General features: G+C 66.3%; 27 protein-coding genes and 1 tRNA gene. 20 read left to right on the plus strand and 8 right to left on the minus strand.

Going from position 1 to position 24,970, the window contains the following annotated elements:
• Window positions 1–12 precede the first annotated feature (12 nt).
• The 4 genes from hisF to FF090_RS05215 are packed head-to-tail and all read left to right on the plus strand — an operon-like array spanning window position 13 to window position 2,052.
• Complete coding sequence (gene hisF / locus FF090_RS05200) at window positions 13–771, plus strand: imidazole glycerol phosphate synthase subunit HisF (RefSeq protein ID WP_138855718.1); 759 nt, start codon at window positions 13–15, stop codon at window positions 769–771.
• Window positions 768–1,325 carry a 16S rRNA (guanine(966)-N(2))-methyltransferase RsmD gene (gene rsmD, locus FF090_RS05205; protein ID WP_138855719.1) on the plus strand — a complete coding sequence of 186 codons (558 nt, stop codon included), beginning with the start codon at window positions 768–770 and terminating at the stop codon, window positions 1,323–1,325. Before hisF ends, rsmD begins: the two co-directional genes overlap by 4 nt.
• Complete coding sequence (gene coaD, locus FF090_RS05210) at window positions 1,322–1,798, plus strand: pantetheine-phosphate adenylyltransferase (RefSeq protein WP_138855720.1); 477 nt, start codon at window positions 1,322–1,324, stop codon at window positions 1,796–1,798. Before rsmD ends, coaD begins: the two co-directional genes overlap by 4 nt.
• Entirely contained in the window at window positions 1,798–2,052 is a 255-nt protein-coding gene (locus tag FF090_RS05215) for a YfhL family 4Fe-4S dicluster ferredoxin (RefSeq protein WP_138855721.1), read from the plus strand. The genes coaD and FF090_RS05215 overlap by 1 nt, the downstream gene beginning before the upstream one ends.
• Here the strand turns inward: FF090_RS05215 and FF090_RS05220 are convergent.
• Complete coding sequence (locus tag FF090_RS05220; RefSeq protein WP_175423533.1) at window positions 2,033–3,607, minus strand: DUF3369 domain-containing protein; 1,575 nt, start codon at window positions 3,605–3,607, stop codon at window positions 2,033–2,035. The genes FF090_RS05215 and FF090_RS05220 overlap by 20 nt on opposite strands.
• A 26-nt stretch (window positions 3,608–3,633) precedes the next feature.
• Between FF090_RS05220 and FF090_RS05225 the strand changes: the two genes are divergently transcribed.
• On the plus strand, window positions 3,634–3,834 hold the full coding sequence (locus FF090_RS05225) for a hypothetical protein (RefSeq protein ID WP_138855723.1): 201 nt from the start codon (window positions 3,634–3,636) through the stop codon (window positions 3,832–3,834).
• Between the two features lie 526 nt (window positions 3,835–4,360).
• Here the strand turns inward: FF090_RS05225 and pth are convergent.
• Window positions 4,361–4,987: an aminoacyl-tRNA hydrolase gene (pth, locus tag FF090_RS05230; protein WP_138855724.1), complete on the minus strand. Its 627-nt coding sequence runs from the start codon at window positions 4,985–4,987 to the stop codon at window positions 4,361–4,363.
• A 76-nt stretch (window positions 4,988–5,063) separates the two neighbouring features.
• Between pth and pilM the strand changes: the two genes are divergently transcribed.
• The 15 genes from pilM to FF090_RS05305 all read left to right on the plus strand — a co-directional run bounded on the left by pilM (window position 5,064) and on the right by FF090_RS05305 (window position 19,810).
• Entirely contained in the window at window positions 5,064–5,993 is a 930-nt protein-coding gene (pilM, locus tag FF090_RS05235) for a type IV pilus biogenesis protein PilM (protein WP_138855725.1), read from the plus strand.
• A 5-nt stretch (window positions 5,994–5,998) separates the two neighbouring features.
• Window positions 5,999–6,595, plus strand: a complete 597-nt coding sequence (locus FF090_RS05240) for a PilN domain-containing protein (protein WP_138855726.1) — start codon at window positions 5,999–6,001, stop codon at window positions 6,593–6,595.
• A complete protein-coding gene (locus FF090_RS05245) occupies window positions 6,592–7,230 on the plus strand; it encodes a hypothetical protein (RefSeq protein WP_138855727.1) in 639 nt (212 codons plus the stop codon). The genes FF090_RS05240 and FF090_RS05245 overlap by 4 nt, the downstream gene beginning before the upstream one ends.
• The gene (locus FF090_RS05250) at window positions 7,227–7,601 is read left to right on the plus strand and encodes a hypothetical protein (protein WP_138855728.1); all 375 of its coding nucleotides are present in this window, start codon (window positions 7,227–7,229) and stop codon (window positions 7,599–7,601) included. The genes FF090_RS05245 and FF090_RS05250 overlap by 4 nt, the downstream gene beginning before the upstream one ends.
• Window positions 7,598–9,247: a pilus (MSHA type) biogenesis protein MshL gene (gene mshL, locus FF090_RS05255; protein ID WP_138855729.1), complete on the plus strand. Its 1,650-nt coding sequence runs from the start codon at window positions 7,598–7,600 to the stop codon at window positions 9,245–9,247. The genes FF090_RS05250 and mshL overlap by 4 nt, the downstream gene beginning before the upstream one ends.
• Window positions 9,244–10,959, plus strand: a complete 1,716-nt coding sequence (locus FF090_RS05260) for a GspE/PulE family protein (RefSeq protein WP_138855730.1) — start codon at window positions 9,244–9,246, stop codon at window positions 10,957–10,959. The genes mshL and FF090_RS05260 overlap by 4 nt, the downstream gene beginning before the upstream one ends.
• A gap of 163 nt (window positions 10,960–11,122) precedes the next feature.
• Window positions 11,123–12,352 carry a type II secretion system F family protein gene (locus FF090_RS05265; protein ID WP_138855731.1) on the plus strand — a complete coding sequence of 410 codons (1,230 nt, stop codon included), beginning with the start codon at window positions 11,123–11,125 and terminating at the stop codon, window positions 12,350–12,352.
• Between the two features lie 41 nt (window positions 12,353–12,393).
• Window positions 12,394–12,837 (plus strand): hypothetical protein, encoded by a 444-nt coding sequence (locus FF090_RS05270; RefSeq protein WP_138855732.1) that lies wholly within the window; start codon window positions 12,394–12,396, stop codon window positions 12,835–12,837.
• A 20-nt stretch (window positions 12,838–12,857) separates the two neighbouring features.
• On the plus strand, window positions 12,858–13,277 hold the full coding sequence (locus tag FF090_RS19740; RefSeq protein WP_138855733.1) for a prepilin-type N-terminal cleavage/methylation domain-containing protein: 420 nt from the start codon (window positions 12,858–12,860) through the stop codon (window positions 13,275–13,277).
• A gap of 37 nt (window positions 13,278–13,314) precedes the next feature.
• Entirely contained in the window at window positions 13,315–15,888 is a 2,574-nt protein-coding gene (locus FF090_RS05280) for a DUF6701 domain-containing protein (RefSeq protein WP_175423534.1), read from the plus strand.
• Window positions 15,869–16,348, plus strand: a complete 480-nt coding sequence (locus FF090_RS05285; RefSeq protein ID WP_217503023.1) for a prepilin-type N-terminal cleavage/methylation domain-containing protein — start codon at window positions 15,869–15,871, stop codon at window positions 16,346–16,348. Before FF090_RS05280 ends, FF090_RS05285 begins: the two co-directional genes overlap by 20 nt.
• Window positions 16,338–16,784 (plus strand): type II secretion system protein, encoded by a 447-nt coding sequence (locus tag FF090_RS05290; protein WP_138855735.1) that lies wholly within the window; start codon window positions 16,338–16,340, stop codon window positions 16,782–16,784. The genes FF090_RS05285 and FF090_RS05290 overlap by 11 nt, the downstream gene beginning before the upstream one ends.
• Window positions 16,781–17,611: a type II secretion system protein gene (locus tag FF090_RS05295; protein WP_138855736.1), complete on the plus strand. Its 831-nt coding sequence runs from the start codon at window positions 16,781–16,783 to the stop codon at window positions 17,609–17,611. The genes FF090_RS05290 and FF090_RS05295 overlap by 4 nt, the downstream gene beginning before the upstream one ends.
• Entirely contained in the window at window positions 17,608–18,069 is a 462-nt protein-coding gene (locus FF090_RS05300) for an MSHA biogenesis protein MshP (protein ID WP_138855737.1), read from the plus strand. Before FF090_RS05295 ends, FF090_RS05300 begins: the two co-directional genes overlap by 4 nt.
• Window positions 18,070–18,196: 127 nt before the next feature.
• Complete coding sequence (locus FF090_RS05305; protein ID WP_217503024.1) at window positions 18,197–19,810, plus strand: DUF885 domain-containing protein; 1,614 nt, start codon at window positions 18,197–18,199, stop codon at window positions 19,808–19,810.
• Between the two features lie 140 nt (window positions 19,811–19,950).
• On the opposite strand, the gene FF090_RS05310 is transcribed toward FF090_RS05305, so the two are convergent.
• The 6 genes from FF090_RS05310 to FF090_RS05335 form a co-directional block, all read right to left on the minus strand.
• Window positions 19,951–20,577 (minus strand): 50S ribosomal protein L25/general stress protein Ctc, encoded by a 627-nt coding sequence (locus FF090_RS05310; RefSeq protein WP_138855739.1) that lies wholly within the window; start codon window positions 20,575–20,577, stop codon window positions 19,951–19,953.
• Between the two features lie 102 nt (window positions 20,578–20,679).
• Window positions 20,680–21,642: a ribose-phosphate pyrophosphokinase gene (locus tag FF090_RS05315; protein WP_138855740.1), complete on the minus strand. Its 963-nt coding sequence runs from the start codon at window positions 21,640–21,642 to the stop codon at window positions 20,680–20,682.
• Window positions 21,643–21,712: 70 nt separating this feature from the next.
• Window positions 21,713–21,789 (minus strand) — tRNA-Gln (locus FF090_RS05320).
• Between the two features lie 38 nt (window positions 21,790–21,827).
• Window positions 21,828–22,703 carry a 4-(cytidine 5'-diphospho)-2-C-methyl-D-erythritol kinase gene (gene ispE, locus FF090_RS05325; RefSeq protein WP_138855741.1) on the minus strand — a complete coding sequence of 292 codons (876 nt, stop codon included), beginning with the start codon at window positions 22,701–22,703 and terminating at the stop codon, window positions 21,828–21,830.
• Window positions 22,700–23,224 carry a lipoprotein insertase outer membrane protein LolB gene (locus FF090_RS05330; RefSeq protein WP_138855742.1) on the minus strand — a complete coding sequence of 175 codons (525 nt, stop codon included), beginning with the start codon at window positions 23,222–23,224 and terminating at the stop codon, window positions 22,700–22,702. The genes ispE and FF090_RS05330 overlap by 4 nt, the downstream gene beginning before the upstream one ends.
• Complete coding sequence (locus FF090_RS05335; RefSeq protein WP_138855743.1) at window positions 23,221–24,927, minus strand: tetratricopeptide repeat protein; 1,707 nt, start codon at window positions 24,925–24,927, stop codon at window positions 23,221–23,223. Before FF090_RS05335 ends, FF090_RS05330 begins: the two co-directional genes overlap by 4 nt.
• Window positions 24,928–24,970: the final 43 nt, after the last annotated feature.

A 24,970-nucleotide genomic window follows, 5' to 3' on the forward strand; every position in this document is an offset into this window, starting at 1 on the left:
TGCTGACGAACTGTGCTGACTAAGCGAATCATTCCCTGCCTGGACGTCAAGGGCGGTCGTGTCGTCAAAGGGGTGAATTTCGTCGGCCTGCGTGACGCGGGCGACCCGGTAGAAGCCGCGGCGCGCTACAACGAACAGGGTGCCGACGAACTGACCTTCTTGGATATCACCGCGACCGTTGATGGGCGTGACCTGATCCTGCCCATCATCGAGGCGGTGGCCGATCAGGTCTTCATTCCGCTGACCGTGGGCGGCGGCGTGCGCGAAGTGGCCGATGTGCGTCGCCTGCTGAACGCCGGGGCCGACAAGGTCAGCTTCAACTCGGCGGCGGTGGCACGCCCTCAGCTCATTCGCGAATGTGCGGACAAATATGGCTCGCAGTGCATCGTGGTCGCGATTGATGCGAAGGCCAATGATCGCCAGGGCTGGAACGTCTACACCCACGGCGGGCGCCAGGACACCGGGCTGGATGCCGTGGCCTGGGCGCAGCAGTTGCAGGCCCTGGGTGCCGGTGAAATTCTGCTCACCAGCATGGACCGAGATGGCACGCGTGCCGGCTTCAATCTGGCGCTCACTCGCGCCGTCAGCGATGCCGTCGATGTGCCCGTGATCGCCAGTGGCGGAGTGGGCACGTTGCAGCACCTGGTCGATGGCATTCGCGAGGGCGGAGCGGATGCGGTGCTGGCGGCCAGCATCTTTCACGATGGCCAGCACACGGTGGGCGAGGCCAAGGCCTTCATGCGCGCAGCGGGCATTGAGGTCAGGCTTTGAAGAAGTCGGTTGGCGAAGTCCGCATCGTTGGCGGCGTTTGGCGCCGCTCCAAGCTGCCGGTGTTGGATCTGCCGGGCCTGCGCCCGACCGGCGACCGCCTGCGCGAGACCCTGTTCAACTGGCTGGGCCAGGACCTTGGCGGTTGGCGGGTGTTGGATGCCTTTGCGGGCAGCGGTGCGCTGGGCCTGGAGGCGGCGTCGCGCGGCGCCAGCCGAGTGCAGTTGATCGAGCGTGACTCCAAGGCCGCAGCCAGCCTGCGCCAGGTGCTTACGCGCTTGCCCGGCGCGGCCGAGCGGGTGCAGGTTCAGTGTGGCGATGCCTTCGCCGCGCTGCGAGGCGGGCCCTTTGATCTGATCCTGCTCGATCCGCCATTTGAGGCGGATTGGTTCGAACGTGCGCTGAGTGCGGCCGTGCCGGCCCTGAGTGATAACGGCTGGGTCTATTTGGAGGCACCGCGCGAGCTGACACCGCCGGTCGGGCTGCATCTCCATCGGCATGTAAAGGCCGGTGCCACCCATGCCCACCTTTTCAAGCAGGACAATCCTGGCCCATGAAAGCCGTCTACCCGGGCACCTTTGACCCGCTCACCCTCGGCCACGAGGACATTTTGCGGCGTGCTGCGCGCCTATTCCCCTCCGTCATCCTGGCGGTGGCCGCAGCCCATCACAAGAAGACTTTGTTTACGCTGGAAGAGCGCCTGGTCATGGCACGCGAGGCGCTGGCCGATGTACCGCAGATCGAAGTGGTGGCCTTCGAGGGCCTGCTGAGTAGCTTCGTGCGCGCGCAAGGCGGGCAGGTGGTGGTGCGCGGTATCCGCGCGGTCAGCGACTACGACTACGAGTTCCAGATGGCCGGCATGAATCGCCAGCTGATGCCAGAGGTCGAAACCGTGTTTCTGACCCCGGGCGACGACTACCAATTCGTCAGCGGCACCTTTGTGCGCGAGATTGCGATGCTGGGGGGTGATGTGTCCAAGTTTGTCGGGGCCGGCGTGCTGGCGCGCTTGCAGGCCAAGAGGGCAGGCTGATGGCGCTGAAGATTACGGACGAATGCATCAACTGCGACGTCTGCGAGCCAGTCTGTCCGAATCAGGCCATCTCGATGGGGCCGGAGTTCTATGTCATCGACCCTGCCCGCTGCACCGAGTGCGTGGGCCATTTCGACGAGCCGCAGTGCGCCATGCTGTGCCCGGTGGCTTGCATCCCCAAAGACCCCGCGCATGTCGAAGATGCACAGGGGCTGATGCAGAAGTACCTGCGCCTTACGTCGCAGCCGGTGTGAGGTCTTCGTCCGGGTAGCGCGCATAAATGGCGCGCACGGCGTCGAGGCGGTTGGTCAGCAACTGCACCAGGCGCGGGTCGAAGTGCAGGCCGGCTTGGCTCTCGACGTAGTCGATGGCGGTCTCGAAGTCCCAGCGCTGCTTGTAGATCCGGTCCGAGAGCAGGGAGTCCAGCACATCGGCCAGACCGACGATGCGTCCGGGCAGTGAAATCTGTTCTCCTGCCAGACCCTGTGGATAGCCCTGGCCATCCCAGCGCTCGTGGTGCTCGTGAGCGATCTGCGCGCCCAGGCGCAGGATGCGGCGATCACTGCGGCTCAGCAGGTCATGCCCGAGGCGGGCGTGTTCCTGCATCGTGGACCATTCCTCGGCATCCAACTTGGCGGGTTTGTTCAGGATGGTGTCCGGCACGCCCACCTTGCCCACATCGTGCAGGGGGGCGGCCAGGCGCAGCATTTCGATGTCCACGGTTTCCATGCCCCAGGCCTGGCCCAGCAGGGCCGAGAGCTCGGCGATGCGTTGCACATGGGCGCCGCCTTCGCGGGCGCGGCGCTCCACGGCCTCGCCCAGGATGTAGACGGTGTCGCGCTGGGTATCCTGAATTTCTTCGCGCAGCAGCAGGCTCTCGTAGGTGATCGCCACATTGGCGCAGAAGATTTCCAGCAGTTCCTGGGCCTCGGCGTCCACCGGGTCCGAAAACTCCATATAGAGCAGGCTGACATTGCCGCCATGGGTGCGGTAGTAGCCCACGCAATGATGGGCATCGAAATGCCCACGCTGCTCGCGCTCGGCGCGGTCCAGTGCCTGCTTGACGTGGTCGGGCAGCTCGGCGAGGCGCTCGGGCTCCAGCAAGCCGGCGTATTCGGGGGTGGCGGCCAGCACCAGCAGCCGACCCTCTTGGTGTGAAGCGGCATAGGCCGCGACCCGATTGGCACACAGGCCGCGCGCCTCGTAGCCCAGCAAATGGGCCACCTGGTCGAGCACGGCCGAGGCGAAGACGCGCAGGTTCTTCGAGTCGTAGATGCGCTGAATGGCCTGGATCGAGCGCCGCAGCGCCTGCTTGCTCTGCTCAATGATCAGGATGTCGCGGTAGGAGCGCAGCGCCGCAAAAAAGACCGTGTTGAGCTTGCGCTTGGTCAGCTCGGTCTTTTCTTTGTAGTCGTTGATGTCGTAGTGTTTGATGACATGCTCTTCCGGCGCCTGGCCGGGCTGGCCGGTACGCAGCACGATGCGCGAACGCACATTGCGCATGTCCTCGCGAATCTCCCGCGCCAGATCCAGGCCCGCGTGTTCGCTCTCCATCACCACGTCCAGCAGGATCAGGGCCACGTCGTCCCGACCCTGCAGAAGGCGGCGCGCTTCGGCCGCGCTATAGGCGTGCAGGAAGAGTAGGTGCCGGCCGCCGAATTCGAAGTCGGCCATCACCAGCTCGGTCACTTCGTGGACCTGCGGCTCGTCGTCGACGATCAGGATCACCCAGGGGTCCAACACCGCATGCGGGGTTGGGGCCTGGCCCTCGGGCGCGAACTCCAGATCGACGTCGTCCTCAGCACTCATCGGGCTCATCCCAGTTTGATCCGGCCATGATGCCAGAGCAGTTTGACGGGACGCGGCTCTGGACTTACGGGTTTGCCCGCGCCTTGCGCGGCTCGTCTTTCTGGGGTTTGCGCTGCTTCTTTTGCGCGGCCTTGGCCTTGCTGCCCTGTGCGGGTGATGAGGCGGGCTGGGGGGTGCTCAAGCCGGCGGCGCCGGGCCGGGCCTGGGACTCAAAGCGCTCGCGCTGACGCTGCAGCTGTTCGGCGGCCCTGGCGTCAGCGGCGGCGCGGCGGCGAGCAGCCTCGGTCTGGGCCGGGTCGACCGGGTCGGTCGGGAGGGCAGACTGCGAGGATGCCTGACCCGGTGGGCACGGTCGATCCGTGAGCAGGCGACCCTCGGGGCCACAGCGGTACAGCTGGGGGGCTTGGGCCAGTGCTTGTGCAAGGGCTGGCGTCCCGCTCAGCAGCAGAAAGATGCTGAGTAAGGCGGGCGCTAGGAGCGTGGGCGGCAGAAACTCCAGCCCGCGCCGGGGCGAGTTGCGGGGCCAGTCTAGACGCCGGGGAGGCGTGTGGCGGGCCCCCACAACGAGCCGGCAACGACGAATGGCCCCGCAATTCGCCCCGGCCCACGGGGTTTCCATTCCCAAGGGGCTGATGCGTCGTTGCGCCGCTTGCCCGGGCGGCCAGCCCGGGCTGCGCGCCGCGCCTAGCCTGACCCCCTTGGGGATGAAAACGCGGCGCTGGATTTCTGCCGCCCACGCTCCTCGCTGCCACATCATGCGCTGGCCTCGGGCCCCTCCGCCGCCGGTTTGCGCGCCGGCTTGGGGCGCTGCGGTTTGGCGTGCAGGGCTTGGGTGGCGCGGTCGAACTCGCCCGCCAGCAGCAAGGGCAGGGCGGGCAGGCTTTTGTGGATGCAGTCCTGCAGCAGATCGCGTTCGGCTGCCGGCGCGCGGCGCAGCACATAGCCGGCCACCGCATCGCGCTGGCCCGGATGGCCGATGCCAAGGCGCAGGCGCCAGAAGTCCTGCGAGCCCAACTGGGCCGCCATATCCTTGAGCCCGTTGTGCCCGGCCGCACTGCCGCCCCGCTTGAGCTTCATCTCGCCGGGCGGCAGGTCCAACTCATCGTGCGCGACCAGGATCTCCTGCGGCTGAATCTTGAAGAAGCGCGCCAGCGCCGCCACCGACTTGCCCGAAAGATTCATGTAGGTCATCGGCTCCAGCAGCCAGACATCGCCCTGTGCCGTGCGCGCCCGCGCGGCCAGGCCGAAGTAACTGCGTTCGGCCTGCAGCGAGACCTTGAGTTCGCGCGCCACCGCATCCACCCAGGCAAAGCCGGCGTTGTGGCGGGTGTCTTCGTATTCAGTGCCCGGGTTGCCCAGGCCAACCAGCATTCGCAACATGGGGGGGGATTATCCGGAGCAGGGTGATACTGCTGACGCTGAAATACTCCGGCTGTGTGCTGAGGAGATTACTGGCTTGCTACGCGCTCGATCGGAACCCGGCTGGACGGCCCTGCTGCCCTTGGGCGAGAGCCTGCGTGCCGCGCATCTGGTGGCGGGCAAAGGCGGCCAGCCGCCCCGCCTGATCTGGACCTGGCAGGGGGCCTGGGGTGAGGACGAGGAACTCTGCGCGGCCACCTTGTCGGCCCTGCGGCGCGCCCATCCCACTCAGACCCGGCGCGTGTGGCTGCTGGAGCGCGCCCACTACCAGATCGTGCCCACCGAGGCGCCGCCCGAGTTGCCCGCTGCCGAGTGGCGCGATGCCCTGCGTTGGCAGCTCAAGGGCCAAATCGAGTTCGCCGCTGAGGATGCGGCCTTGGACCTGCTGCGCATTCCGGTGGATCCGGCGCAACGCCGTCAGACGCCTCTGCTGGCGGTGCTGGCACCCAAGGCGCGCCTGCGTCCCTGGGTCGAGGCCTGTGAGCAGGCGCGGCTGCCGCTGGCCGCCATCGACATTCCCGAAACCGCATTGCGCAATGTCTGTGGCCGCTTGGAGCCTGCTGGGCGCGCCCAGGCCCTGCTGAGTTTTGGCAGCGGTCAGGGGGCGCTGGTCGTGACCCAGGACGGCGAATTGCTGATGTATCGCCAGATTGAGTTGAGCGCCGAGACCCTGGTGCACGACGACGACGCCCGCCGCGAGGCCGCGTTGGACCGGGCGGCCCTGGAAGTGCAGCGCACGCTGGACAGCTTTGAGCGCAGCTTCAGTCACCTCAGCCTGGGGCGGGTGCTGGTGGCGCCCGGGCCGGGCATGGCGGCCCTGGTGGCTCATCTGGGCGGCCTGGTGGCCACAAAGGTTGAGGTGCTGGACCTGGCCACCGTGCTGGATCTGACGGCCGAGCCCGGTCTGCAGGGCGCCGAAGGCGCGCGCTGGCTGCTGGCCCTGGGCGCGGCCCTGCGCGAGGACTGACGCGCATGGCCCAGCAACTCAATCTCTTTGACCCCAGCCTGCGCCCCGAGCAGCGTTGGTTGCGCGCCAGCACGGCACTGATCCTTTTGGTCCTGATGGCCCTGTTGCTGTGGGGCGCCAGTCTGGCACTGCGGCAGGCCGCGCGCAGCACGGAACAGCAAGCGGCGACCCGCGAGGCTGAGCTGCGCACGCTGAGTGCCGCGCTGCAGGCCACGCCAGATGGCGCCCAGATGCAGACCTTGGAGCAATTGCGGCAGCAGCTGGCCCAAGCGCAACAGTGGGAGATCCAGATGCGCACCTTGCCCGCCGCGCCGGCCGGGCAGCAGGTGCTGGAAGCGCTGGCCCAGGCCAGCGGCGATGAAATCTGGCTCACGCAGATGCAGTGGCAGGCCAGGGATGCTCAGCTGTCGCTGGAGGGGCGCCTGATGGAGCCCAAGCGCCTGCCGCTTTATCTGCGCCGCTTGGAGGCCCAGCCGGCATTGCGTGGCCAGTCCTTCTTGCGGGTGCAGCTGCGCCCCGCGCCCGATTCGGTGGACGCGGCTGTGCCGGGTCCGGCTCACTTTCAGCTGCACAGCAGCCCCAGCCTGGCGGGAACGCAATGAAGAAGCCCACTGAGCTGCAGCGATTGCGGGCCCTGGGGGCTGCCTTCGATCGGCGCCCCAAGCGCGAACGGTGGTTGATGTTGGGCGCAGGGCTGGCCCTGTTGCTGGCCTTGGGCGACGCGCTCTGGCTGGCCCCTGCCCTCAAGGCCTACAAGGCAGCGCAAGGCCGGCTCGCCCAGGCCGAGCAAGCCTTGGCGCAGACGCGCCAGCTCAAGGACCAGACCGAGCGCGAGCAGCTGGTGGCCCAGCAGCAGCGTGCGGCCGAGATCCAAGCTTTGCAGCAACGCCTGCAGGCCTTGCAGGGCCAGCCGGCCGCCCTGGAAGGGCCGCGCATGCTGGCCGTGCTGGAGGAGTTGGTGCAACGCCAGGGCAGTGCACTGAGCCTGCGCGCACTCAGTGCCTTGCCCGCCGCCAGCCCGGCGGCCTCGGCGCAACCGCCGCTCTATCGCCATGCCGTGGAGGTGGTGCTGGTGGGTTCTTACGCTGCCCTGCACCGCTACGTGCAGGAGCTGGCCCAGGCTGAGTCACGCATGCGCGTGCGCAGCATGGCTTTTGTGGTGCGCCAGCACCCCGAGATCGAAATGACCCTGCAGATCGAGACCCTGAGCCCGCAGGCGGCCTGGCTGACGCTATGAGGCTGCCGCGACTTCTGCTGAGCTGGGCCGTGCTGAGCGGGGCGACGGCAGCCTGCGCCTTGCCCGACCCGACCCAACCGCCGGCCCGGCTGGCTGGTCCGGCCGGCGCGGTGGCGGGCCCGTCGGGTTCCGGTGACTGGGCCCCTTTGGCGCCGCCCGCTCGGCCGGTGCTGCAAAGCCTGCGCCTGGGGCCGCGCCCCAGTGCGCTCATCGACGGCCAGTTGCGCCAACCCGGCGAGCGCTTGGGCGCCTATGTGCTGCTGCGCATCGAAACGGATGCCGTGGTGTTGCGCGACGAGCAGGCCCGAATTCACCGCATCCTGTTGCTGCCCGCTCCGGCCAGCACGCCCCGCAAAGAGGTCCGCCCATGAAGCCTTGGGTCTTTTCGTTGTGCCTGGTCGCCTTGGCTTGCGCCCAGGGCCTGCAGGCCGCTGGCCCCAACTCCCGCAGCCTGGGGGAGCCGCGCAGCGCCAATCCCAGTGTGCTGCCGCAGTTGGATCGCTTCGACATCGCCTTGGTGGATGCACCGGCGGCCCAGGTCTTTTTGCAGATCGCCCAGGGCTCGCCCTACCAGGTGTTGGTGGGGCCCGAGGTCAACGGCAAGATCAGCCTGAATCTGCGCCAGACCACGGTGATCGAGGCGCTCGATGCCATCAAGGAGCTCTACGGCTACGACTACAAGCTGGCGGGCGACAAGGTCTACGTCTATTCCAACGCGGTGCAGACGCGCATCTTTCGCATCAACTACCTGCCCGGCCGGCGCCAGGGCGAGAGCGACACACGGGTCTCAACCAGCGCGTTGGCGGTAGGCGGCAGCAACCAGGGCTCTGGCGGCTCGGGGAACAACACCGGGACGGGCAACAGCGGCAGCAGTGGTTCCGGCAGCAGTCAGCTGCGCAGCTTCGAGTCCGCCCAGGTGCGCACCACCTCGGACGCCAACTTCTGGAGCGAAGTGCGCGAATCCTTGACCCTGCTGGTGGGGCAGGGCGGTGGGCGCTCGCTGGTGCTCAACCCTTCGGCTGGCGTGATCGTGGTGCGCGCACCCGGCCCCGAACTGGTGCAGGTGGAGCAATACCTGCAGGCCATCCAGGTCAGCATCGAGCGCCAGGTGATGCTGGAGGCCAAGATCCTGGAAGTGAGCCTCAGCGACGATGCCAAGACCGGCATCAATTGGGGCGCCTTCGGCCAGGTGCTGAACGGTGCGCGCGGCGGGCAGCTCAGCATCGGCGTGGGTCAGCCCGGCGGTCTGATTCGCCCGGGGGGCAGCCTCACGGACGGCAGCAATGTGGTGGTCACGCCGGGTTCGACCATCGATCTGAATCCTTTGGGTCGGGGCTTTTATGGCCTGGCCTTTCAGGCGACCAACTTTGCCGCCATGTTGAACTTCCTGGAGAGCCAGGGCGATGTGCATGTGCTGTCCAGTCCCCGCATCGCCACGCTGAACAACCAGAAGGCGCTCTTGAAGGTGGGCTCGGACGAGCTCTATGTGACCGGCATCAGCAACAACAACAGCAGCACCACCAACACCAACGGCAGCACCAGCAATAGCAATGTGCCGACTCTGCAGCTCACGCCCTTCTTCTCCGGCATCGTGCTGGATGTGACGCCGCAGATCGACCCCAATGGGCAGGTGATGCTGCATGTGCACCCGTCCATCAGCTTGGTGACCGAGCGCGAGAAGATTCTCAATCTGGGCACCTTGGGCAATTTCCGCCTGCCGCTGGCTACAGCGTCCATCAACGAAACCGATTCCATCGTGCGTGTGGGCGATGGCCAGATCGTGGCCATTGGCGGCCTGATGACCCAGGAACTGCGCGACGACCGCAGCGGCCTGCCAGGGCTTTCCGGCCTGCCGGTGGTGGGTAATTTGTTTGGGCAGAAGAGCAAGGTCAATCGCAAACGCGAGCTCGTGATCCTGATCAAGCCCACAGTCATCCCGGCCGATGGACGCTGGCCGGCCGAGCTGAGCGCGCCCAAGTTGCCTGAGCCGCCGACGCCGGAACGCAAGCAGCCATGAACTCACCGGCGCCGCAGCGCATTCGCCTGGGTGACCTGCTTGCGCAGGAGGGGCTGATCCAGTCGGCTCAGCTGCAGGAAGCCTTGGCCCTGCAGAAGGCCACCGGGCGCAAGCTGGGCCGCATTTTTGTGGACAACGGCTGGGTCACTGAGGCCCAGATCGCCAAGACCGTGGCGCGTCAGTTGCGCGTGCCGTTCCAGGATCTGGCCGACACCGTGGTGCGCCCCGAGGCCGTGCGCGCCCTGCCCGAAGGCCAGGCGCGCCGCATGCGCGCCATGGTGTTGGAAAGTGACGCCCTGGGCGCGCGCGTGGCTATGGCCGACCCCACCGATATCGCGGCCTTTGACGAGATTGCGCGCATCGTCAAAAAGGATGTGCAGTTGGTGGCCGTGGCCGAGAGCCAGTTGCTGGCCTTGATCGACCGCAGCTACACCCTGGGCGAGGACATTGCAGGCCTGGCCAAGGAGCTGACCACCGAGATGGGCGCGGTGGAGGACGAGCTCGGCGAGCTGCTGGGGCTGGGCTCGGCCGGCGCCGAGGACGCCCCGGTGGTGCGCCTGTTGCAGTCGGTGTTTGAGGAAGCCCTGCGCAAGCGCGCCAGTGACATTCACATCGAGCCGCAAGAGAAAAGCCTGCGCATCCGCTTTCGCATCGACGGCGTGCTGCAGATCCAGACCGAGGCCGACGCCAAGATTTCCAGCGCTGTGGCGCTGCGCCTCAAGCTCATGAGCGGGCTGGACATCAGCGAGCGCCGCCTGCCGCAGGATGGCCGTTTCCATGTGAAGCTGCGAGCCTCCAGCGTGGATGTGCGCATTTCCACCATGCCGACCCAGCACGGCGAATCGGTGGTGATGCGTCTGCTGAACCAAAGCACCGGCTTGCTGCGCCTGGAGGGCTTGGGCTTGCCGCCCCATGTGGCGGCGGCGATTGAGCGCGCCATTGCGCGGCCCAGCGGCATGTTCCTGGTGACCGGTCCGACAGGTAGCGGCAAGACCACCACGCTCTACGCGGCGCTTAATGCGCTCAATAGCGCCGAGCGCAAGATCATCACGGTGGAAGACCCGGTCGAGTACCGCCTGCCGGGCCTGAATCAGGTGCAGGTGCACGAGAAGATCGATCTGAGCTTCGAGCGCGTGCTGCGCGCCGCCTTGCGTCAGGACCCCGACGTCGTGCTGGTGGGCGAGATGCGCGACCAGGTGACGGCCGAGGTGGGCCTGCGCGCCGCCATGACTGGCCACCTGGTGCTCTCCACCCTGCACACCAACGACGCCGTCTCCACGCCCATCCGCCTGCTGGACATGGGGGTGCCGCGCTATATGGTGGCGCTGTCGCTGCACCTGGTGCTGGCGCAGCGGCTGTTGCGAACCCTGTGCACGCACTGTGCCGAACCCCATGCACCAACACCTCAGGAGCGCGCCTGGTTCGATTCCAACGGCGAGAGCCTGGAGGGCGCCACCCTCAAGAAGGGCCGTGGCTGCGTGCACTGCAGCGACACCGGCTATTCCGGCCGCACGGGGGTGTACGAGTTCGTGGAGATGGACCCGGAGTTGATCAATCTGCTCAACCGCGGCGACAACGAGGGCTTTGCGCGTGCCGGCCGCGCGCAGATGAAAGGCAACACACTGCGCCACGACGCCATGCGCCTCGTGCGCGCCGGCCGCACCACGCTTGAAGAGGCGCTGCGTGTTTCCACGGCTGTGGACGAGGACTGAACATGAGCCCCCAGTCTCCCGCTGGTCGCCACCTTGCAGGCCGCGCTGGGCCGGGGGCCCAGCCGTTCGGTAGGCGCCAACAGCCCATTGGGCTTTTGGCGGCCGACCTCACCCCCCCAAGGGGGCGCGCTCCGTTTGGGGCGGCCCGGCGCGGAGCCTGCTAATGCCCCGCTTCGCTTACACCGGACGCAGCGCCCAGGGCCGTGTGAGCGGCGAACTGGAAGCGGCCAGCGCCGGTGCAGTGGCCGATCAGTTGCGAGTTCAGGGCATCACGGTGCTCTCGGTCCAGGGCGCTGCGGGCGGCGCAAGCGGGCCGCCGCTGATGGAACGCCTGCAGGCCTGGCTGCGCCGCGGCATCCAGCCGGTGGACATGTTGATGTTCACGCGCCAGCTGCACACCCTGCTGCGTTCGGGTGTGCCCATCTTGCGTGCGCTGGCGGGGCTGACCGAGTCGGCTACCAGCGAGCGCATGAAGGAAACCTTGACGGCGGTGCGGCAGAGCCTGGAGTCGGGTATCGAACTGAGCCGCTGCTTTGCGCAGCAAAGCCATGTGTTCGATCACTTCTTCATCGCCATGGTGCGCGTGGGTGAAATGACCGGGCGCTTGGATGAGGTCTTCTTGCGCCTCTTCCACCACCAAGAATTCGAGATGCTGATGGGCAAGCAGGTCAAGTCGGCCCTGCGCTACCCCCTCTTCGTCATGGCCGCCATGGTGGCGGCCATTGGCGTCATCAATGTGATGGTGATCCCGGCCTTCGCCGGCGTATTCGCAAAGCTGGGGGCTGAGTTGCCCTGGGCCACACGGGCTTTGCTGGCGACCTCGCGCTTCACGCTGGACTACGGCTGGGCACTGGTGCTGGCGGCGGGGGCAGGGACCTTTGCGCTGAAGCGTTGGATCGGTACGGAGTCCGGTCGCCTGGCCTGGGACCGCTTCAAGCTGCGCCTGCCCATCGCGGGCCAGATCGTGCTGAAGGCCCAGTTGGCCCGTTTTGCACGCAGCCTGGCGCTGGCCCTGCGCAGCGGGGTGCCCGTGGAACAAGCCCTGACGGTGGTGGCGCAAACGGCCGAGAACCAGCACATCGCCCAGAAGATCGAGGGCATGCGCGGCGCGATTGAGCGGGGTGAGTCCCTGCTGCGCGCGGCGGTTGCGACCGAAGTGTTCACGCCCGTGGTGCTGCAAATGATTGCGGTGGGCGAGGAGACCGGCGCGGTCGACGAGCTGATGCAAGAGGTGGCGGACCTCTACAGCAGCGATGTCGAGTACGAACTCAAGACCCTTGGCCAGCAGATCGAACCGATCTTGATCGTATTCCTGGGCGTCTTGGTGCTGATCCTGGCGCTCGGTGTGTTCCTGCCGATCTGGGACCTGGGCCGGGTCTCCTTCAAGCGATGAAGGAGCGGCGCGGTGCGGTGCAACTGGAGTGGGGGGTACTCATGGTGATCATCGCTGTGCTGGCGGCGGTGTTGCTGACCCGCCTGCAAGACGTCATCACCGAGGCCCGGCGTGTGCAACTGCGCCTGGGCGTGGAGGCCGTACGCAGCAATGCCATGTTGTTGCAGTGGCGTTGCCCCGATGCCGCAGATTGGGCCTGTCTGCGCCAGGCGCTGGCGGGCGCTCAACGCGTGGGCGCCGACGGCAAGGCGCGGCCGCAGGCCAGGGAATTACCCGACTTTGAGGGCGACCGTCGTTTGCTGGCCATTGCGGCGGCGGCCGGACTGACGCAGCATCAGGGCCCTGGCACCCAGTGGCTATGGCAGGCCCAGGGGCCGCATGGCCTGTTATTGAGCCTTCAAGGTGTGACCGAATGCCAGTTTCTGCTGCGCTGGGACCTCAAGTCCGGCGCCGCTGTCGTCGAAGATGTGTTGGATCGTTGCTAGCTTTTTTACTGGAGAGAACCATGCGCAAATCGAATCTGCAGTCCGGCTTCACCATCATTGAGCTGATCGTGGTGATCGTGATCCTGGGCATCCTGGCGGCGACGGCGTTGCCGAAGTTTGTTGACTTGGGCTCTGACGCACGCAATGCCGCGGTCCAAGGGGTCGCCGGCGCAGCCGGCTCGGCCATGACAGTCAATTACGCGGGCTGCTCGGTCACGAACCACAGCACGGCGGGCGCCAATGCCAAGAAGTGCCGCACGGTTTCTTCGTGTGCGAGCACCGGCGATGTTCTTCAGGGCGGTGTGCCGAGTGGTTACACGGTTGCGGCCTCTGGTGCGGCACCTGCCGCGGGAAATGGCAACGATTTCCAGTGCTCCGTCGCACCGAGTGATGGAAGTGCCAGCGCGGTGGGGTTTGCCGCCGTCACAGCTGGCAACTGAGTTCTAGCCAGCCTCGTCGACAACGGGGCGGTCGATTGTGAAGGTGTACGACGCGGCTAGATGCTTGACTGGGCTGGCGCGCCAATGTTGGTTGTTGGGAGTGCTGACTTCCCTCCTGCCAAATACAGGCGCGTGGGCGGCCAACGTGTGCGTGTTCAAGGCGGCGGGCAGTTGTGCCAGTCAGTCCGGCCGTGGAAACCGCGCTTGGAACAACGCCAGTCGAGCCGTTTCCAGCAACAACTCTTGGGCGGATGTCACGCTGCCCGGGACCAACGATTCGCACTATTTGGTGTGCCAGAACTTTGGGCATGCCATTCCGGCTGGGGCGACCCTCACGGAAGTTAAGGTATGGGTGGAGCGCTCAGCTTCCGATAGCAACACCATCTTCGATGGCGAAATTCGCTTGGCCAAGGCAGGTGTGATTCAGACCAGTGGGTCCAATGGCGCGTCGAATTTCTACTGGCCGACTTCCGATGGATGGATCGTCTATTACGGCCCGCCGTCGGCATGGGGCGTCAGCCTCACTGTTGCTGATATCAATCATTCGGGATTCGGTGCGGTAATCGCAGCCGACAAAAGTGGTGGCGGTCCCGAAACCGCCTATATCGACCAAGTGGCCACTGAAATCTGCTACGACACTGCGCCCACCGGCCCTCATCACCTGCAAATTGAAGCCAGCAGCAACACGGGAGTGACCTGCGCCCCGGCCACCTTCACGGTGCGCGCCTGTGCCGATGCGGCCTGCACAACCTATTACACCGGGGGCGTCTCTGGCAGTCTGGCCAGCAGCAATGGAGCTTGGCTGTGGCCAACGGGCGCCAGCTTCAGCATCGCCGCCGGCAGCAGCAGCGTGACCCTGCAAGGCCAATTGCCGGTGGTGGGCAGCAGCACCCTGTCAGTGGCCAGCAGTTCCCCGAGCGCCACGTCGGCTGCCACTTGTTTGCTGGGCGGTAGTACCAGTTGTGTGTTCAGCGCCAGTGCGGCGGGCTTTTTGCTTTCGGCGCCCCATCATGTGTCGGACACCGCTCAGACACTCACTGTGGCCGCGGTCAAACAGAGCGACAACAGCCCCTCCTGCACACCCGCTTTCGTCAATACCAGTAAGACGGTGACGCTGGGCTGCAGCTATGTGAATCCCGGCACGGGAACCCTGCCGGTGACCCTGGGTGGGGCGGCCAGCCGTGTGGCCGGCGCCAGCAGCGCCAGTTGCGGCAGCGTCAGCCGCAGCTTGGCGTTCAATGCGTCCGGGCAGGCCAGCACGAGCTTGCGCTATGCCGATGTGGGCCGAATCGGGCTGAGCGCCAGTTACACCGGTAGCGGTGCCGATGCCGGGTTGGTGATGAGCGGCAGCACCGAGGCGGTGGTGGCGCCTCAGGATTTCGAATTCAGCAACCTGCCGGCGGGCAGTCTGACAGCGGGTGTCGGATTCGGCCTGCGCATCAGCGCGCGCAATGCCAGCGGCGCCGTCGTGCCTAACTTTGGTCAAGAACTGACAGCCGAGGGGGTGAGCCTTAGCCACACCCGCATCAGTCCGACGGGTACGGGGGCGGTGAACGGCGCTTTCTCTGGAACGGTCGGCAGCTTCAGTGCGGGAGTGGCCAACCCCACAGGCTTGGCCTGGAGCGAAGTCGGTACCTTGGCACTTACAGCCCAATTGACCAGTGGCAGCTATCTTGGCGCGGGGGGCAACCCCAGCGGCAACACAGCGGCGGGCGCCATCGGTCCTTTCCGTCCGCACCACTTCCGAGTGCAGGTTACTCCCGCATGCGGCGCCTACAGCTATGCCGGGCAACCATTGCAGACCGTGACCGTCACGGCACGCAATGCGCAAAACGCAGCCACCCAGAACTACGACGGCAGCAGTAACACCTCGCCCAACTTCGCGCAGGCGATTCGCTTCTCTGAGGTCAGTGCTTCGGGCTTGGGCAGCTTCAGCCCCAGCACCTGGGCGGCGAGTCGTTTTGTGGCCGGAGTGGCCACTGCCAGCCGTCCCTTGGCGACGACCTTGCAGTACGACTTTTCCGCTAAGGAGAGCGGTCCTTTGACCTTGGCACTGAGGGCTGCGGAGGACATCAGCGGCGGTGTGAGCTCAAGCGCTGGCACTGGCACCGAACCCAGCCTGCAGATTCAAAGTGGGCGCATGCGTATCGAGAGCCGCATCGGGTCGGCTGGATCTTCGCTGGGCCTGCCGCTCCGCCTGGAAACTTGGAGCGGTTCGAGTTGGGTACTGGCAACGGCAGATAGTTGCACCGTCCTCGCGGCACCATCGGTGGCGCTTTCGGGTCGCGTAAACGGAAAGGGCGATACGGCAGTTTGGACCAATTCTGTGAGTCTGGGGAGTTTTGTGGCTGGGCGTGCCACTTTGACCCTGGGAGCCACCAATCCAAAGAGCGTGGGCTCGATGGCGGTGGCGATCAATCTGGGTGAAACCAGTGCTGACAGCGCCTGTCTTTCGGTTCACCCGAGTACGACCGGCGCCAAGATGCCCTGGCTTCGCTCGCGCTTTGGCAGCTGCGCCAGCGCCTGGGCCAGCGACCCGAGTGCTCGCGCCAGTTTTGGGCTGATCAATGCGGAAAGCCAGAAGCGCATCCATGAACGCCAGCTTTATTGATCGCCGGGGCTTCACGCTGATCGAGCTGGTGGCGGTGCTGCTGCTGGTGGGCGTGTTGGCGGTGGCCGTGCTGCCGCGCCTTAGCGGCCTGGGTGAGCTGCGCATCGATGCCTGGCGCGAGCAGGCGGCGGCCGGGTTGCGCCTGGCGGCGGCCACGGCCGTTGGCCACCGCCGCCTGGTGTGCGCCAGCCTGAGCAGCTCGGGTGAGCTGGCCTTGGAGGTGGCCCAGGCGCCCGATGCCACCGCCTGTGGCAACCCACTGACCGGCCCGGACGGCCTGGCTCAAGTGGCGCAGGCGGTGGGCAACACGGTGACGGCGACGCCGGCCGCCACCCTGTACTTCCAGCCCAATGGGCGCGTCAGTCAGGATGCTGCGGGCGCCCAGGTCAGTAATTTCGTGATCTCGGCCAGCGGCATGAGTGATTTGCTGGTTTACGGGCAGAGTGGCCATGTGGAGTGAGCGTCAGCGTGGCTTCACCCTCGTTGAGATGATCCTGGCCATCGTCATCCTGGGTGTCGGATTGGCAGGGGTGCTGATGGCCTTTCAGCAGACGGCACGCGCCTCGGCCGACCCGTTGGTGAATCGGCAGCTACTGGCCTTGGCCGAAGGCCTTCTGGAAGAGGCGTTGAGCAAGCCCTACAAGGTGGGCGCAGGCACCGGCGGCACTTGTCGAGCCAACTTTGATGATGTGCGGGACTACAACGGCTACAGCGCGGCGCCCTGTGAGGTGGGTGGTGGCGCGGTGGCCAGCCTGTCGAGCTACAACCTGGCCGTAGCGGTCTCGGCCCAGACCCTTTCGGGTGTCAACAACGCATTGCGTGTTGAGGTCACGGCCAGCCGTGGCACGGACACGCTCAGCCTGGTCGGTTGGCGCACCGACTACGCCGGGCCATGAGGGCGGCTTCTCAGAATCGTGGCTTCACGCTGGTGGAGCTGATCCTGGTGATCTTGATCATCGGCGTGCTGGCGGCCAGCTTGACGGTGTTTGTGCGGCCTGCTGTGCAGAGCTTTGTCGACCAGCGCGTGCGCAGTGAAATGCAGGGCGCGGCGCAAGGGGCGCTGCAGGCCATGCAGCGCGATGTGCGCGCGTCGGTGCCCAATTCGGTCCGGACGCCCAGCGACCAATGCTTTGAGCTGGTGCCCAGCATCGGCGGCGGGCGCTATCGCATGGATGTGGACCCCAATGACGCCAGCGCCGCGGTGCTGGATACCAGCACCTCGACCTCGGCCTTCGATGTGTTCGGGCCGCTCAATGGCCGCTTTGCGGTGGGCGACTTCGTGGTCGTGGGCAATCAGAACGGTGACGAGGTCTACGCCGGCAGCAATCGCAGTGCCATCACGGGCAGCAGCGTGCCGGCCACCGGGACGCTGCGCCTGAGCATCAATGCCCAGCAGTTTCCGCTCGGCTATGCGGGCGGGCGTTTTCTGGTGGTGGCCAGTGGCGAGCAGTCCGTCTTCTACAACTGCGTGGGCGCCGGGCTCAGCAATGGCGAGGGCACCGGCACCTTGTACCGGCGGGTCAGTCCCTTCAGCAGCAGCTACCCCAGCAGTTGCCCGGCCGCTGGCGGCGAGGTGCTGGCCACCAAGGTGGCGGCCTGCAGTTTCAGGTACGACGCCAACGCCCTGACCGAGCATGGGCTGATGAATCTGCGCTTGGAGTTGAGCCGTCAAGACGAACGGGTGGGTCTGCAGTTCTCTAGCATGGTGAGCAACATCCCATGACGCCGCGCACCCAGTCCGGATTTGGCGCGCTGGCGGCCGTGGTGGTGCTGGTGCTGCTGGCGTTGCTGGCGGCTGCCGTGGTGCGCTTGTCCAGCGGGGCCCAGCAGGGCATCGCCCAAGAGGTGAGGGCGGCGCGCGCGCAGGCTGCGATGCGCGCCGGCGTCGACTGGGGGCTTTATCAGTTGCTGCGCGGCACTTGGGTCGGTTGCGCTGGTGGCAAGACGCAGGATCTGGACCTGCGGGCTGACCACGGTGTCTGGGTCACGGTCAGTTGCAGCTTGCACGGTCCTTTCCGGGAGGGCCAGGACCCAGCGACCCTGCTCGCGGTCGAGAAAAAAGTCTACGAGCTGAGCGTCGTGGCCTGCAGTGCCGCGGCTGGCCCCTGCCCGAATGCAGCCGCAGCCATCACGTCGAGCTATGTGGAGCGCGCGCGGCGGCTGACGGTCAGTCCGGACTGAGCTTGGATTGGGTCAGTATGCTGGCGGGATGCACCTGCCCACACCCTCCCGACGCCAGTTGCTGCTGGCCGCCAGTCTCCTGCCCCTGAGTGCCCCAGGCTTTACCCGGCCTGCGACAACCCCCCTGATGGCTCTGAGCCAGCGCTTCATCGAAGGCCTGTGGCGGCTGGACCCCACGGCGGCGTTGTGGGCCGGTCGCTTCGAGTTTGCCGCGCGCCTGCCCGCTCCCGATGCGGGCTGGCGCCAGCGCCGGCTGCGCTTCATGCAGCAGTGGCAGCGGCGTTTCGACGTCATGGATGCGGCCCATCTCGCAGCGGCCGAGCGCACCGATCTGGCCCTGCTGCGCTCGCGGGTGGCCGCCGAAATTTGGCAGCTGCAGGTGCTGCAAGAGTTCCGCTGGAACCCCGCCGACTACAACGTGGCGGGTGCCTTGGACCTGATCCTGAACACCGACTACGCCCCTTGGTCGAAGCGCGTGGACGACGCCGTGACGCGCCTGCGTCAGGTGCCGGCCTATTACCGCGCTGCGGCCGCCGCACTGGGGACGGTGACGCGCGAGCACACGGAATTGGCCTTGCAGCAGGCCCCCGGCGTGCGCGCGGTTTTCGATGAGCTGCAGCTGCGGGCCCAGGGAAAGCATGCCGGACTCTCATCAGCCTTGGGGCGCGCCCATCAGGCTTTGCGAACTTACGAGGCCCAGCTGCAGAATTTGTTGAAGGCCGGCAACTTCCGCAGCTTCCGCCTCGGGGCCGAGCTGTACGAGGCCAAGTTTGGCCATGAGATTCAATCGGCGCACAGCGCCCATGCGCTCTATGAGCAGGCCCTGCAGCGGCGCGAAGCGGTGCTGGCGCAGATGGACGAACTGGCCCGGGGCCAATGGCCGCAGTGGATGGGCGCAGCGCCGCAGCCGGAGGATCGTTTCGCCCGCATCGGCGCGGTGATCGACCGGCTCAGCAGCCGCCATGTGGCGCGCGATGACTTCGTTCCCGCGATTCGCGCGCAGATCCCTGAGCTGGAGGCCTGGATCCGCCAGAAGGACTTGTTGAGCCTGGATGCCGACAAACCTCTGGTGGTGCGCGAGACCCCGGTCTATCAGCGCGGCGTGGCCGGCGCCGGCATCGAAGCCCCGGGCCCCTACCGGCCGCAGGGTGCGACCTATTACAACGTCACGCCCCTGGATGGCCTGAGTGAGGCCGAGGCGCAGAGCAGCCTGCGTGAGTACAACCACTGGATCCTGCAGATCCTCAACATTCACGAGGCCATTCCGGGGCACTACACCCAGTTGGTCTATGCCAACCGTTCGCCCTCCTTGGTCAAGAGCCTGTTTGGCAATGGCGCGATGGTCGAGGGCTGGGCTGTTTATGCCGAGCGCATGATGATGGACTCGGGCTATCAGGCCTCGCCTGAGATGGCGCTGATGTACGGCAAATGGCATCTGCGCACCATCACCAACACGCTGTTGGACTACCGCGTGCATGTGCTGGGGTTGGACGAGGCGGGCGCCCTCGATCTGTTGCAGCGTCAGGCCTTCCAGACCGAGCGCGAGGCGCGTGAAAAGTGGCGCCGCGTGCAGCTCACGTCGGTGCAGCTGACCAGCTACTTCAGTGGCTATAGCGAAATTTGGGCGCTGCGAGAGCGCCTGCAAGCCCGCCCTGGCTTCGCGCTCAAGGCTTTCCACGAGCAATTCCTCAGCTTTGGGAGTGCGCCGGTGCGAGAGATTGCGAAGCTGATGGAGGGCTGAAGCGACAAAGGCTCGCCAAATCGGGCTTGAATTGAAAGCTCCGCGCCAAGGCGGGCTGCAATGAAAAAGCCCCGCCAAGGCGGGCGGAAATGAAAAAGCCCCGCTAAGGCGGGGCTTTGAGCGCAACGGCGGGGGAAGAATTACTTCTTGCCCTTGCCCTTGCCCTTGGCGGGTGCAGCGGCCGGAGCGGCGGCAACCACGATCTCTTCGACCTTGGGCTCGACCGGGGTGGCGATCACCGGGTTCGGCTTGCCGTGGGTCACGACCTTCACGCCGGCGGGCAGCTTGATGTCGTTCACGTGCACGCTGTGACCCTTGGTCAGGCCGCTCAGGTCCACCTCGATGAACTCGGGCAGTTCCACGGCGACGCAGGTGATTTCCAGTTCGGTGACGATGTGGCTGACCGTGCACTTGTCGGTCTTGACGGCCACCGACTCGGCTTCACCGATGAAGTGCAGGGGCACCTTCTTGGTGATCTTGGTGGTGTTGTCCACGCGCTGGAAGTCCACGTGCAGGACTTGCGGCTTGAAGGGGTGGTACTGCACAGCGCGCAGCAGCACCTTGGAGTCTTGGCCGTTCAGTTCCATGTCGAGGATGGAGCTGTGGAAGGCTTCCTTTTTCAACGCGAAGTACAGCGCGTTGTGATCCAGTTCGATCATGGTGGGCTCGCCGGCGCCGAAGACGATGCCGGGGACCTTGCCCGAGATACGCAGGCGGCGGCTCGCACCAGTGCCTTGCAGCTTGCGCTCAAAAGCGACGAATTTCATGGTTCACTCCAGTGAGTCGGTGCCTCGCGACCAAGGCCCCGTTTTGCAAAAAGGGCCGCTGAGAGCGGCCCCAAGGGATGACGCCTTGCAGCGTCGGATTCTTCAGAAGTTGTTGTTCTGCTCGCTAAACAGCGAGGTGACGGACTCGCCGTCGCTGATGCGACGAATGGTCTCGGCGAACAGGAAGGCCACCGACAGCTGGCGGATCTTGCCGCAGGCCTTGGCCGCGGCCGTCAGCGGAATGGTGTTGGTGATCACCGCCTCGTCCAGATGCGAGTTGGAGATGCGCTCGATCGCCGGGCCGCTCAGGATGGGGTGGGTGCAGTAGGCGTACACACGCTTGGCGCCACGATCCTTCAGCACTTCCGCGGCCTTCACCAGGGTGCCGGCGGTGTCGATCATGTCGTCCATGATCACGCAGTTGCGGCCCTCGATCTCGCCGATCACATGCATCACTTCGGACACATTGGCGGCCGCGCGGCGCTTGTCGATGATGGCCAGGTCACAACCCAGCTGCTTGGCCAGCGCGCGAGCGCGCACCACGCCGCCCACGTCGGGGCTCACCACCACCAGGTCCGGATAGTTCTTGCTCTTCAGATCGGAGAGCAGCACCGGGCTGGCGTAGATGTTGTCGACCGGGATGTCGAAAAAGCCCTGGATCTGGTCAGCGTGCAGATCCATGGTCAGCACGCGCTCGATGCCCACGGTTTCCAGCAGATTGGCCACCACCTTGGCGGTGATGGGCACGCGGGTGGAGCGCGGGCGACGGTCCTGGCGGGCGTAGCCGAAGTAGGGGATGACGGCGGTGATGCGGCGCGCGCTGGCGCGCTTCAACGCATCGGTCATCACCATCAATTCCATCAGGTTGTCGTTCGTCGGCGCGCAGGTGGGCTGAATGACGAAGACATCGCGGGCACGGACGTTTTGCTGAATTTCGACCGACACCTCTCCATCGGAGAAGCGACCGATGGCCGCGCGGCCGAGTTCGGCGCCGAGATGGGTGGCGATTTCCTGCGACAGCGCCGGATTGGCGTTGCCGGTGAACAGCACGGTGTTGTTGAGCACGGGGCGTTCCTTATGCGGCAGCGGTTACGGCGGCTGTTTGTGGCAGCTTGATCGCTAGGTCAGAAAAATTTGGCAGGGGAGGAAGGACTCGAACCCTCGCATGTCGGAATCAAAATCCGATGCCTTAACCAACTTGGCGACTCCCCTACACAGGACCTCGACTGACGCCGAGACCCTTGAAACCTTCAGTCTTCCAGCCAATCTGCCAGGGGCAGGGCTTCCAGACTGCGACAGATCCTACCAACCCACTGCTCTGGTACTTCGATGCCGAAGTCTTCGAGCTTGGTCGCCATGGGTCGATCCTCACTGCCAATCTCCGCAAACACCGCGCTGCCCGAGCCTGTCATCCGGCTGACGCCGAATCGGCTGCTGAGCTTCTTGATAGCTTGCTCAACTTCTGGACACTGAGCGCTCGCGCTCATCTCCAGATCGTTTTTTGCTTGCCGCCAAGTGCTTGCTGCGAAGCCCGCGACTATAGCCTGGGTTTTTGAGGTCTGCAAGAGCGGACTTGAAAAAATTGCTTTGGTCGGCAGGCTCTGGGGCGGTTTGATGACCGCCAGACGCAGGCTGGGCAGGGTCACCGGGGTCAGGATCTCGCCAATGCCTTCAACGAAAGCCGGGCCGCGGCCCAGAAAGAAAGGGATGTCGGCTCCCAGGCTCAGCCCCAGCGCCATCAGCTGCGGACGGCGCCAGTTCAAACCCCACAGCCGGTTCAAACCGATCAGCACCGTGGCGGCATCTGAGGAGCCGCCGCCCATGCCGGCGCCCGAGGGCAGGGTTTTGAGTAGATGGATGTCCGCGCCCAGCGTGCAGCCGCTGGCACTCTGCAGGGCGCGGGCGGCGCGCAGGCACAGATCGTCGGCGGGCAGTTCTCCGGCTTGCGGGCTGAGATCGTGGCGCTGCAGCTGGCCATCGCTACGTACTTCCAGGTGCAGGGTGTCGGCCCAATCAATGGGCACGAACAGGGATTCGAGCAGGTGGTAGCCGTCGGCTCGCTTTCCCACCACATGCAGGAAGAGATTGAGTTTGGCCGGGGCCGGCAGGTCGTACAGAGCCTTCATGGGGCAGGGGTGAGCAGGATGCGCAATCGAATGGCGCCCTGGCCGCCTTGGGCGGGACGACTCAGGGTCAGTGTCTGTTCTTGGCGCTGGACCTTCCAGCCCAGTTGCTCAAAGCCGTCTGGGCCGGCTTGGTGCGGGTGCTCGGCCTGGGGGCGGCCTTCGAGCCAATCGAACAGAGCGGTCAGCGGCAGGGCCGGGCCCTGGAGGGCATCGCCGAGTGCCTGGGCCAACTCGTCCAAGTGTGCAAAGCGGCGGCGGCCCTGGCCGTCATCCAGCCAGACGCCGTCTGTGCCCCAGGCCGCATGGGCCAGGGCGGTGCCCAGCGGGCTGTTGAGTTGGATCTGCCCACGCTCCGGGCCGCCTTGCAGTTCGAAAAGGGCCGAGCCAGCCTGGGCGCGGCGCTCTGCGCTGGCCTCCACCTGATAGCCGAGCTTGCCGGCCCAGCCGCTGGACGGGGCCGGGGGCGGGCTGGCACAGCCGGCCATCAGCAGGGCAAGTGCCCAAAGGGCGAGGCGCCTCACTTCAGGCCCAGGCGGCGGCGGGTGTCGCGCAGCACCTCGTTGTCGGCGTCTTGGCTTGCCGCCTGCTGTAGCAGGGCGCGGGCCTCGTCCTGCTGGCCGCGGGCCCACAGCACCTCGGCCAAGTGGGCGCCGATCTCGACTTCGGGCCGAGCGCGGTGGGCGCGTCGCAGCAGTTGCTCGGCTTCTTCGAGCTGGCCCTCGCGAAAGGCCAGCCAGCCCAGGCTGTCCACCAGGGCCGGCTCGTGGCCGCCGAGTTCGATGGCAGCCTCCAGCAATTCGCGCGCCTCCGGCAGGCGCAGATTGCGGTCCGCCAGCGAGTAGCCCAGGGCATTGCGGGCATGGTGGTGGCGGGGGTCGAGCTCTATCACGCGGCGCAGCAACTGCTCCATCTGATCGTGCTGCTTGAGGCGTTCGGCGCTCATGGCCGATTCATAGAGCAGATCGGTGTTGTCGGGCTCGGCGGCCAGGGCTTGTTGCAGTATCTGGTGCGAGTTGGCCCACTGGCCGGCGTCGCGCAGGATTTGAGCCTCGGCCAGCAGGCGGCGGCGCGCGATGTCCTGGCCCTCGCCGGGCAGCGCGCGCACCATGGCGCGGGCGGGCTCTAGCTGCCCTTGGCGGGCCAGCAAGGCTGCGCGGCGGTAGGCCAGCTCAAAGGCGCGCTGTTCGTCCTGCACGGCATCCAGGGCGGCCTGGGCGCCGCTGAAGTTCTTTTGTTGCTCCAGTGCCTGGGCCAACAGCAGGTGGGCGCCGGCATGGGTCGATTCGCGCGCCGGGCCTGCTGGCTGTTGCGCCAATTGGCTCAGGTGCTGGCGCAGGGCGGTTTCGGCTTCGGCCGGGCGGCGCAAGTCCAGCAGCAGGGCGCCGATGGCCATCGAGTGCGCGGGCTCCTCAGGCTGGCTCTTCTGCAGTTGCTGGAACAACGCCAGGGCCTCGGCGCTGCGCTGGTCGCGTGCCAGGGTACGGGCATGGGCGAGCTGATAGGCCGGGTCGGGCGTCGGCAGCAGCAGGTCTTCCGCGGCCGGGTTCAGGCGCAACAGGTCCAGGGCCAGCCAATGCGGCAGCGCCTGCTGGGGGTCCAACTGGCGGGCCTGGCGCAATTGATTCAGGGCCAGAACGCCGTTGCGATCCAGCAGGGCCAGTTGGGCGATGGTGCAGGCCGCCAGCGCACGACGTTCGGCCGGGTTGGCGGCGTTGTCACGTTCGCGTGCCAGGCCGGGCTCGAAGCTGTCCATCGCATTGCCCTGGCGCAGCAGACGGGGCAGGGCTTGCAACTGCTGCATGCGAGAGGGGGCGTCGGTGCTGCCTTGCAGCCAATCCAGGATGCCCGCCGGCATCTCCTCGCCGCGGCCCAAGGCGCCCTGGAGTTGCAACTGGGTCTGAATGGCTTCCATTGAGCGCGGGTGGGCAGCGCGCCAGGCCTTCAAGGCTTGCAGAGCGCTTTGGCCGTCGCGGGCCTGCAGCGCCACGCCGGCAGCGCGCCGGAACAGGGCTTCATCGGCCGTGCGGCGTGCGGCGTCTAGCAGCAGCTGAAAGGCCACCGCAGGTTCACCGGCCTGCAACTGCAGCTCGCCCATCAGCAGTTGGTAGAACAGCGGCGCGTCCATGTCCGAGCTGGGGGCCTGGGTCTGCGCGGCGGCGGGTAGTGCCAGGGCCAGAGCGGCAGCCAGTGGGACCAGAGGGGCAAGGCGACGGATCAGGGGCATTGGATGGGCTCGACAGAGAGGCGCGCAGATTGTGCCGCCTGCC

The organism is Inhella inkyongensis, from assembly GCF_005952805.1.
GTDB classification, from domain to species: Bacteria; Pseudomonadota; Gammaproteobacteria; order Burkholderiales; family Burkholderiaceae_C; genus Inhella; species Inhella inkyongensis.

What these genes read in the sequence shown, in the direction of transcription:
- coaD (WP_138855720.1), top strand. Translation starts at nt 1,322, where the DNA reads ATGAAAGCCGTCTACCCGGGCACCTTTGACCCGCTCACCCTCGGCCAC.
- FF090_RS05265 (WP_138855731.1), top strand. Translation starts at nt 11,123, where the DNA reads ATGCCCCGCTTCGCTTACACCGGACGCAGCGCCCAGGGCCGTGTGAGC.
- FF090_RS05285 (WP_217503023.1), top strand. Translation starts at nt 15,869, where the DNA reads ATGAACGCCAGCTTTATTGATCGCCGGGGCTTCACGCTGATCGAGCTG.
- FF090_RS05225 (WP_138855723.1), top strand. Translation starts at nt 3,634, where the DNA reads ATGATGCCAGAGCAGTTTGACGGGACGCGGCTCTGGACTTACGGGTTT.
- ispE (WP_138855741.1), bottom strand. Translation starts at nt 22,703, where the DNA reads ATGAAGGCTCTGTACGACCTGCCGGCCCCGGCCAAACTCAATCTCTTC.
- FF090_RS05215 (WP_138855721.1), top strand. Translation starts at nt 1,798, where the DNA reads ATGGCGCTGAAGATTACGGACGAATGCATCAACTGCGACGTCTGCGAG.
- FF090_RS05335 (WP_138855743.1), bottom strand. Translation starts at nt 24,927, where the DNA reads ATGCCCCTGATCCGTCGCCTTGCCCCTCTGGTCCCACTGGCTGCCGCT.
- FF090_RS05270 (WP_138855732.1), top strand. Translation starts at nt 12,394, where the DNA reads ATGGTGATCATCGCTGTGCTGGCGGCGGTGTTGCTGACCCGCCTGCAA.
- FF090_RS05305 (WP_217503024.1), top strand. Translation starts at nt 18,197, where the DNA reads ATGGCTCTGAGCCAGCGCTTCATCGAAGGCCTGTGGCGGCTGGACCCC.
- FF090_RS05310 (WP_138855739.1), bottom strand. Translation starts at nt 20,577, where the DNA reads ATGAAATTCGTCGCTTTTGAGCGCAAGCTGCAAGGCACTGGTGCGAGC.
- FF090_RS19740 (WP_138855733.1), top strand. Translation starts at nt 12,858, where the DNA reads ATGCGCAAATCGAATCTGCAGTCCGGCTTCACCATCATTGAGCTGATC.
- FF090_RS05300 (WP_138855737.1), top strand. Translation starts at nt 17,608, where the DNA reads ATGACGCCGCGCACCCAGTCCGGATTTGGCGCGCTGGCGGCCGTGGTG.
- FF090_RS05295 (WP_138855736.1), top strand. Translation starts at nt 16,781, where the DNA reads ATGAGGGCGGCTTCTCAGAATCGTGGCTTCACGCTGGTGGAGCTGATC.
- mshL (WP_138855729.1), top strand. Translation starts at nt 7,598, where the DNA reads ATGAAGCCTTGGGTCTTTTCGTTGTGCCTGGTCGCCTTGGCTTGCGCC.
- FF090_RS05260 (WP_138855730.1), top strand. Translation starts at nt 9,244, where the DNA reads ATGAACTCACCGGCGCCGCAGCGCATTCGCCTGGGTGACCTGCTTGCG.
- FF090_RS05240 (WP_138855726.1), top strand. Translation starts at nt 5,999, where the DNA reads ATGGCCCAGCAACTCAATCTCTTTGACCCCAGCCTGCGCCCCGAGCAG.
- FF090_RS05250 (WP_138855728.1), top strand. Translation starts at nt 7,227, where the DNA reads ATGAGGCTGCCGCGACTTCTGCTGAGCTGGGCCGTGCTGAGCGGGGCG.
- FF090_RS05245 (WP_138855727.1), top strand. Translation starts at nt 6,592, where the DNA reads ATGAAGAAGCCCACTGAGCTGCAGCGATTGCGGGCCCTGGGGGCTGCC.
- FF090_RS05290 (WP_138855735.1), top strand. Translation starts at nt 16,338, where the DNA reads ATGTGGAGTGAGCGTCAGCGTGGCTTCACCCTCGTTGAGATGATCCTG.
- pth (WP_138855724.1), bottom strand. Translation starts at nt 4,987, where the DNA reads ATGTTGCGAATGCTGGTTGGCCTGGGCAACCCGGGCACTGAATACGAA.
- FF090_RS05220 (WP_175423533.1), bottom strand. Translation starts at nt 3,607, where the DNA reads ATGAGTGCTGAGGACGACGTCGATCTGGAGTTCGCGCCCGAGGGCCAG.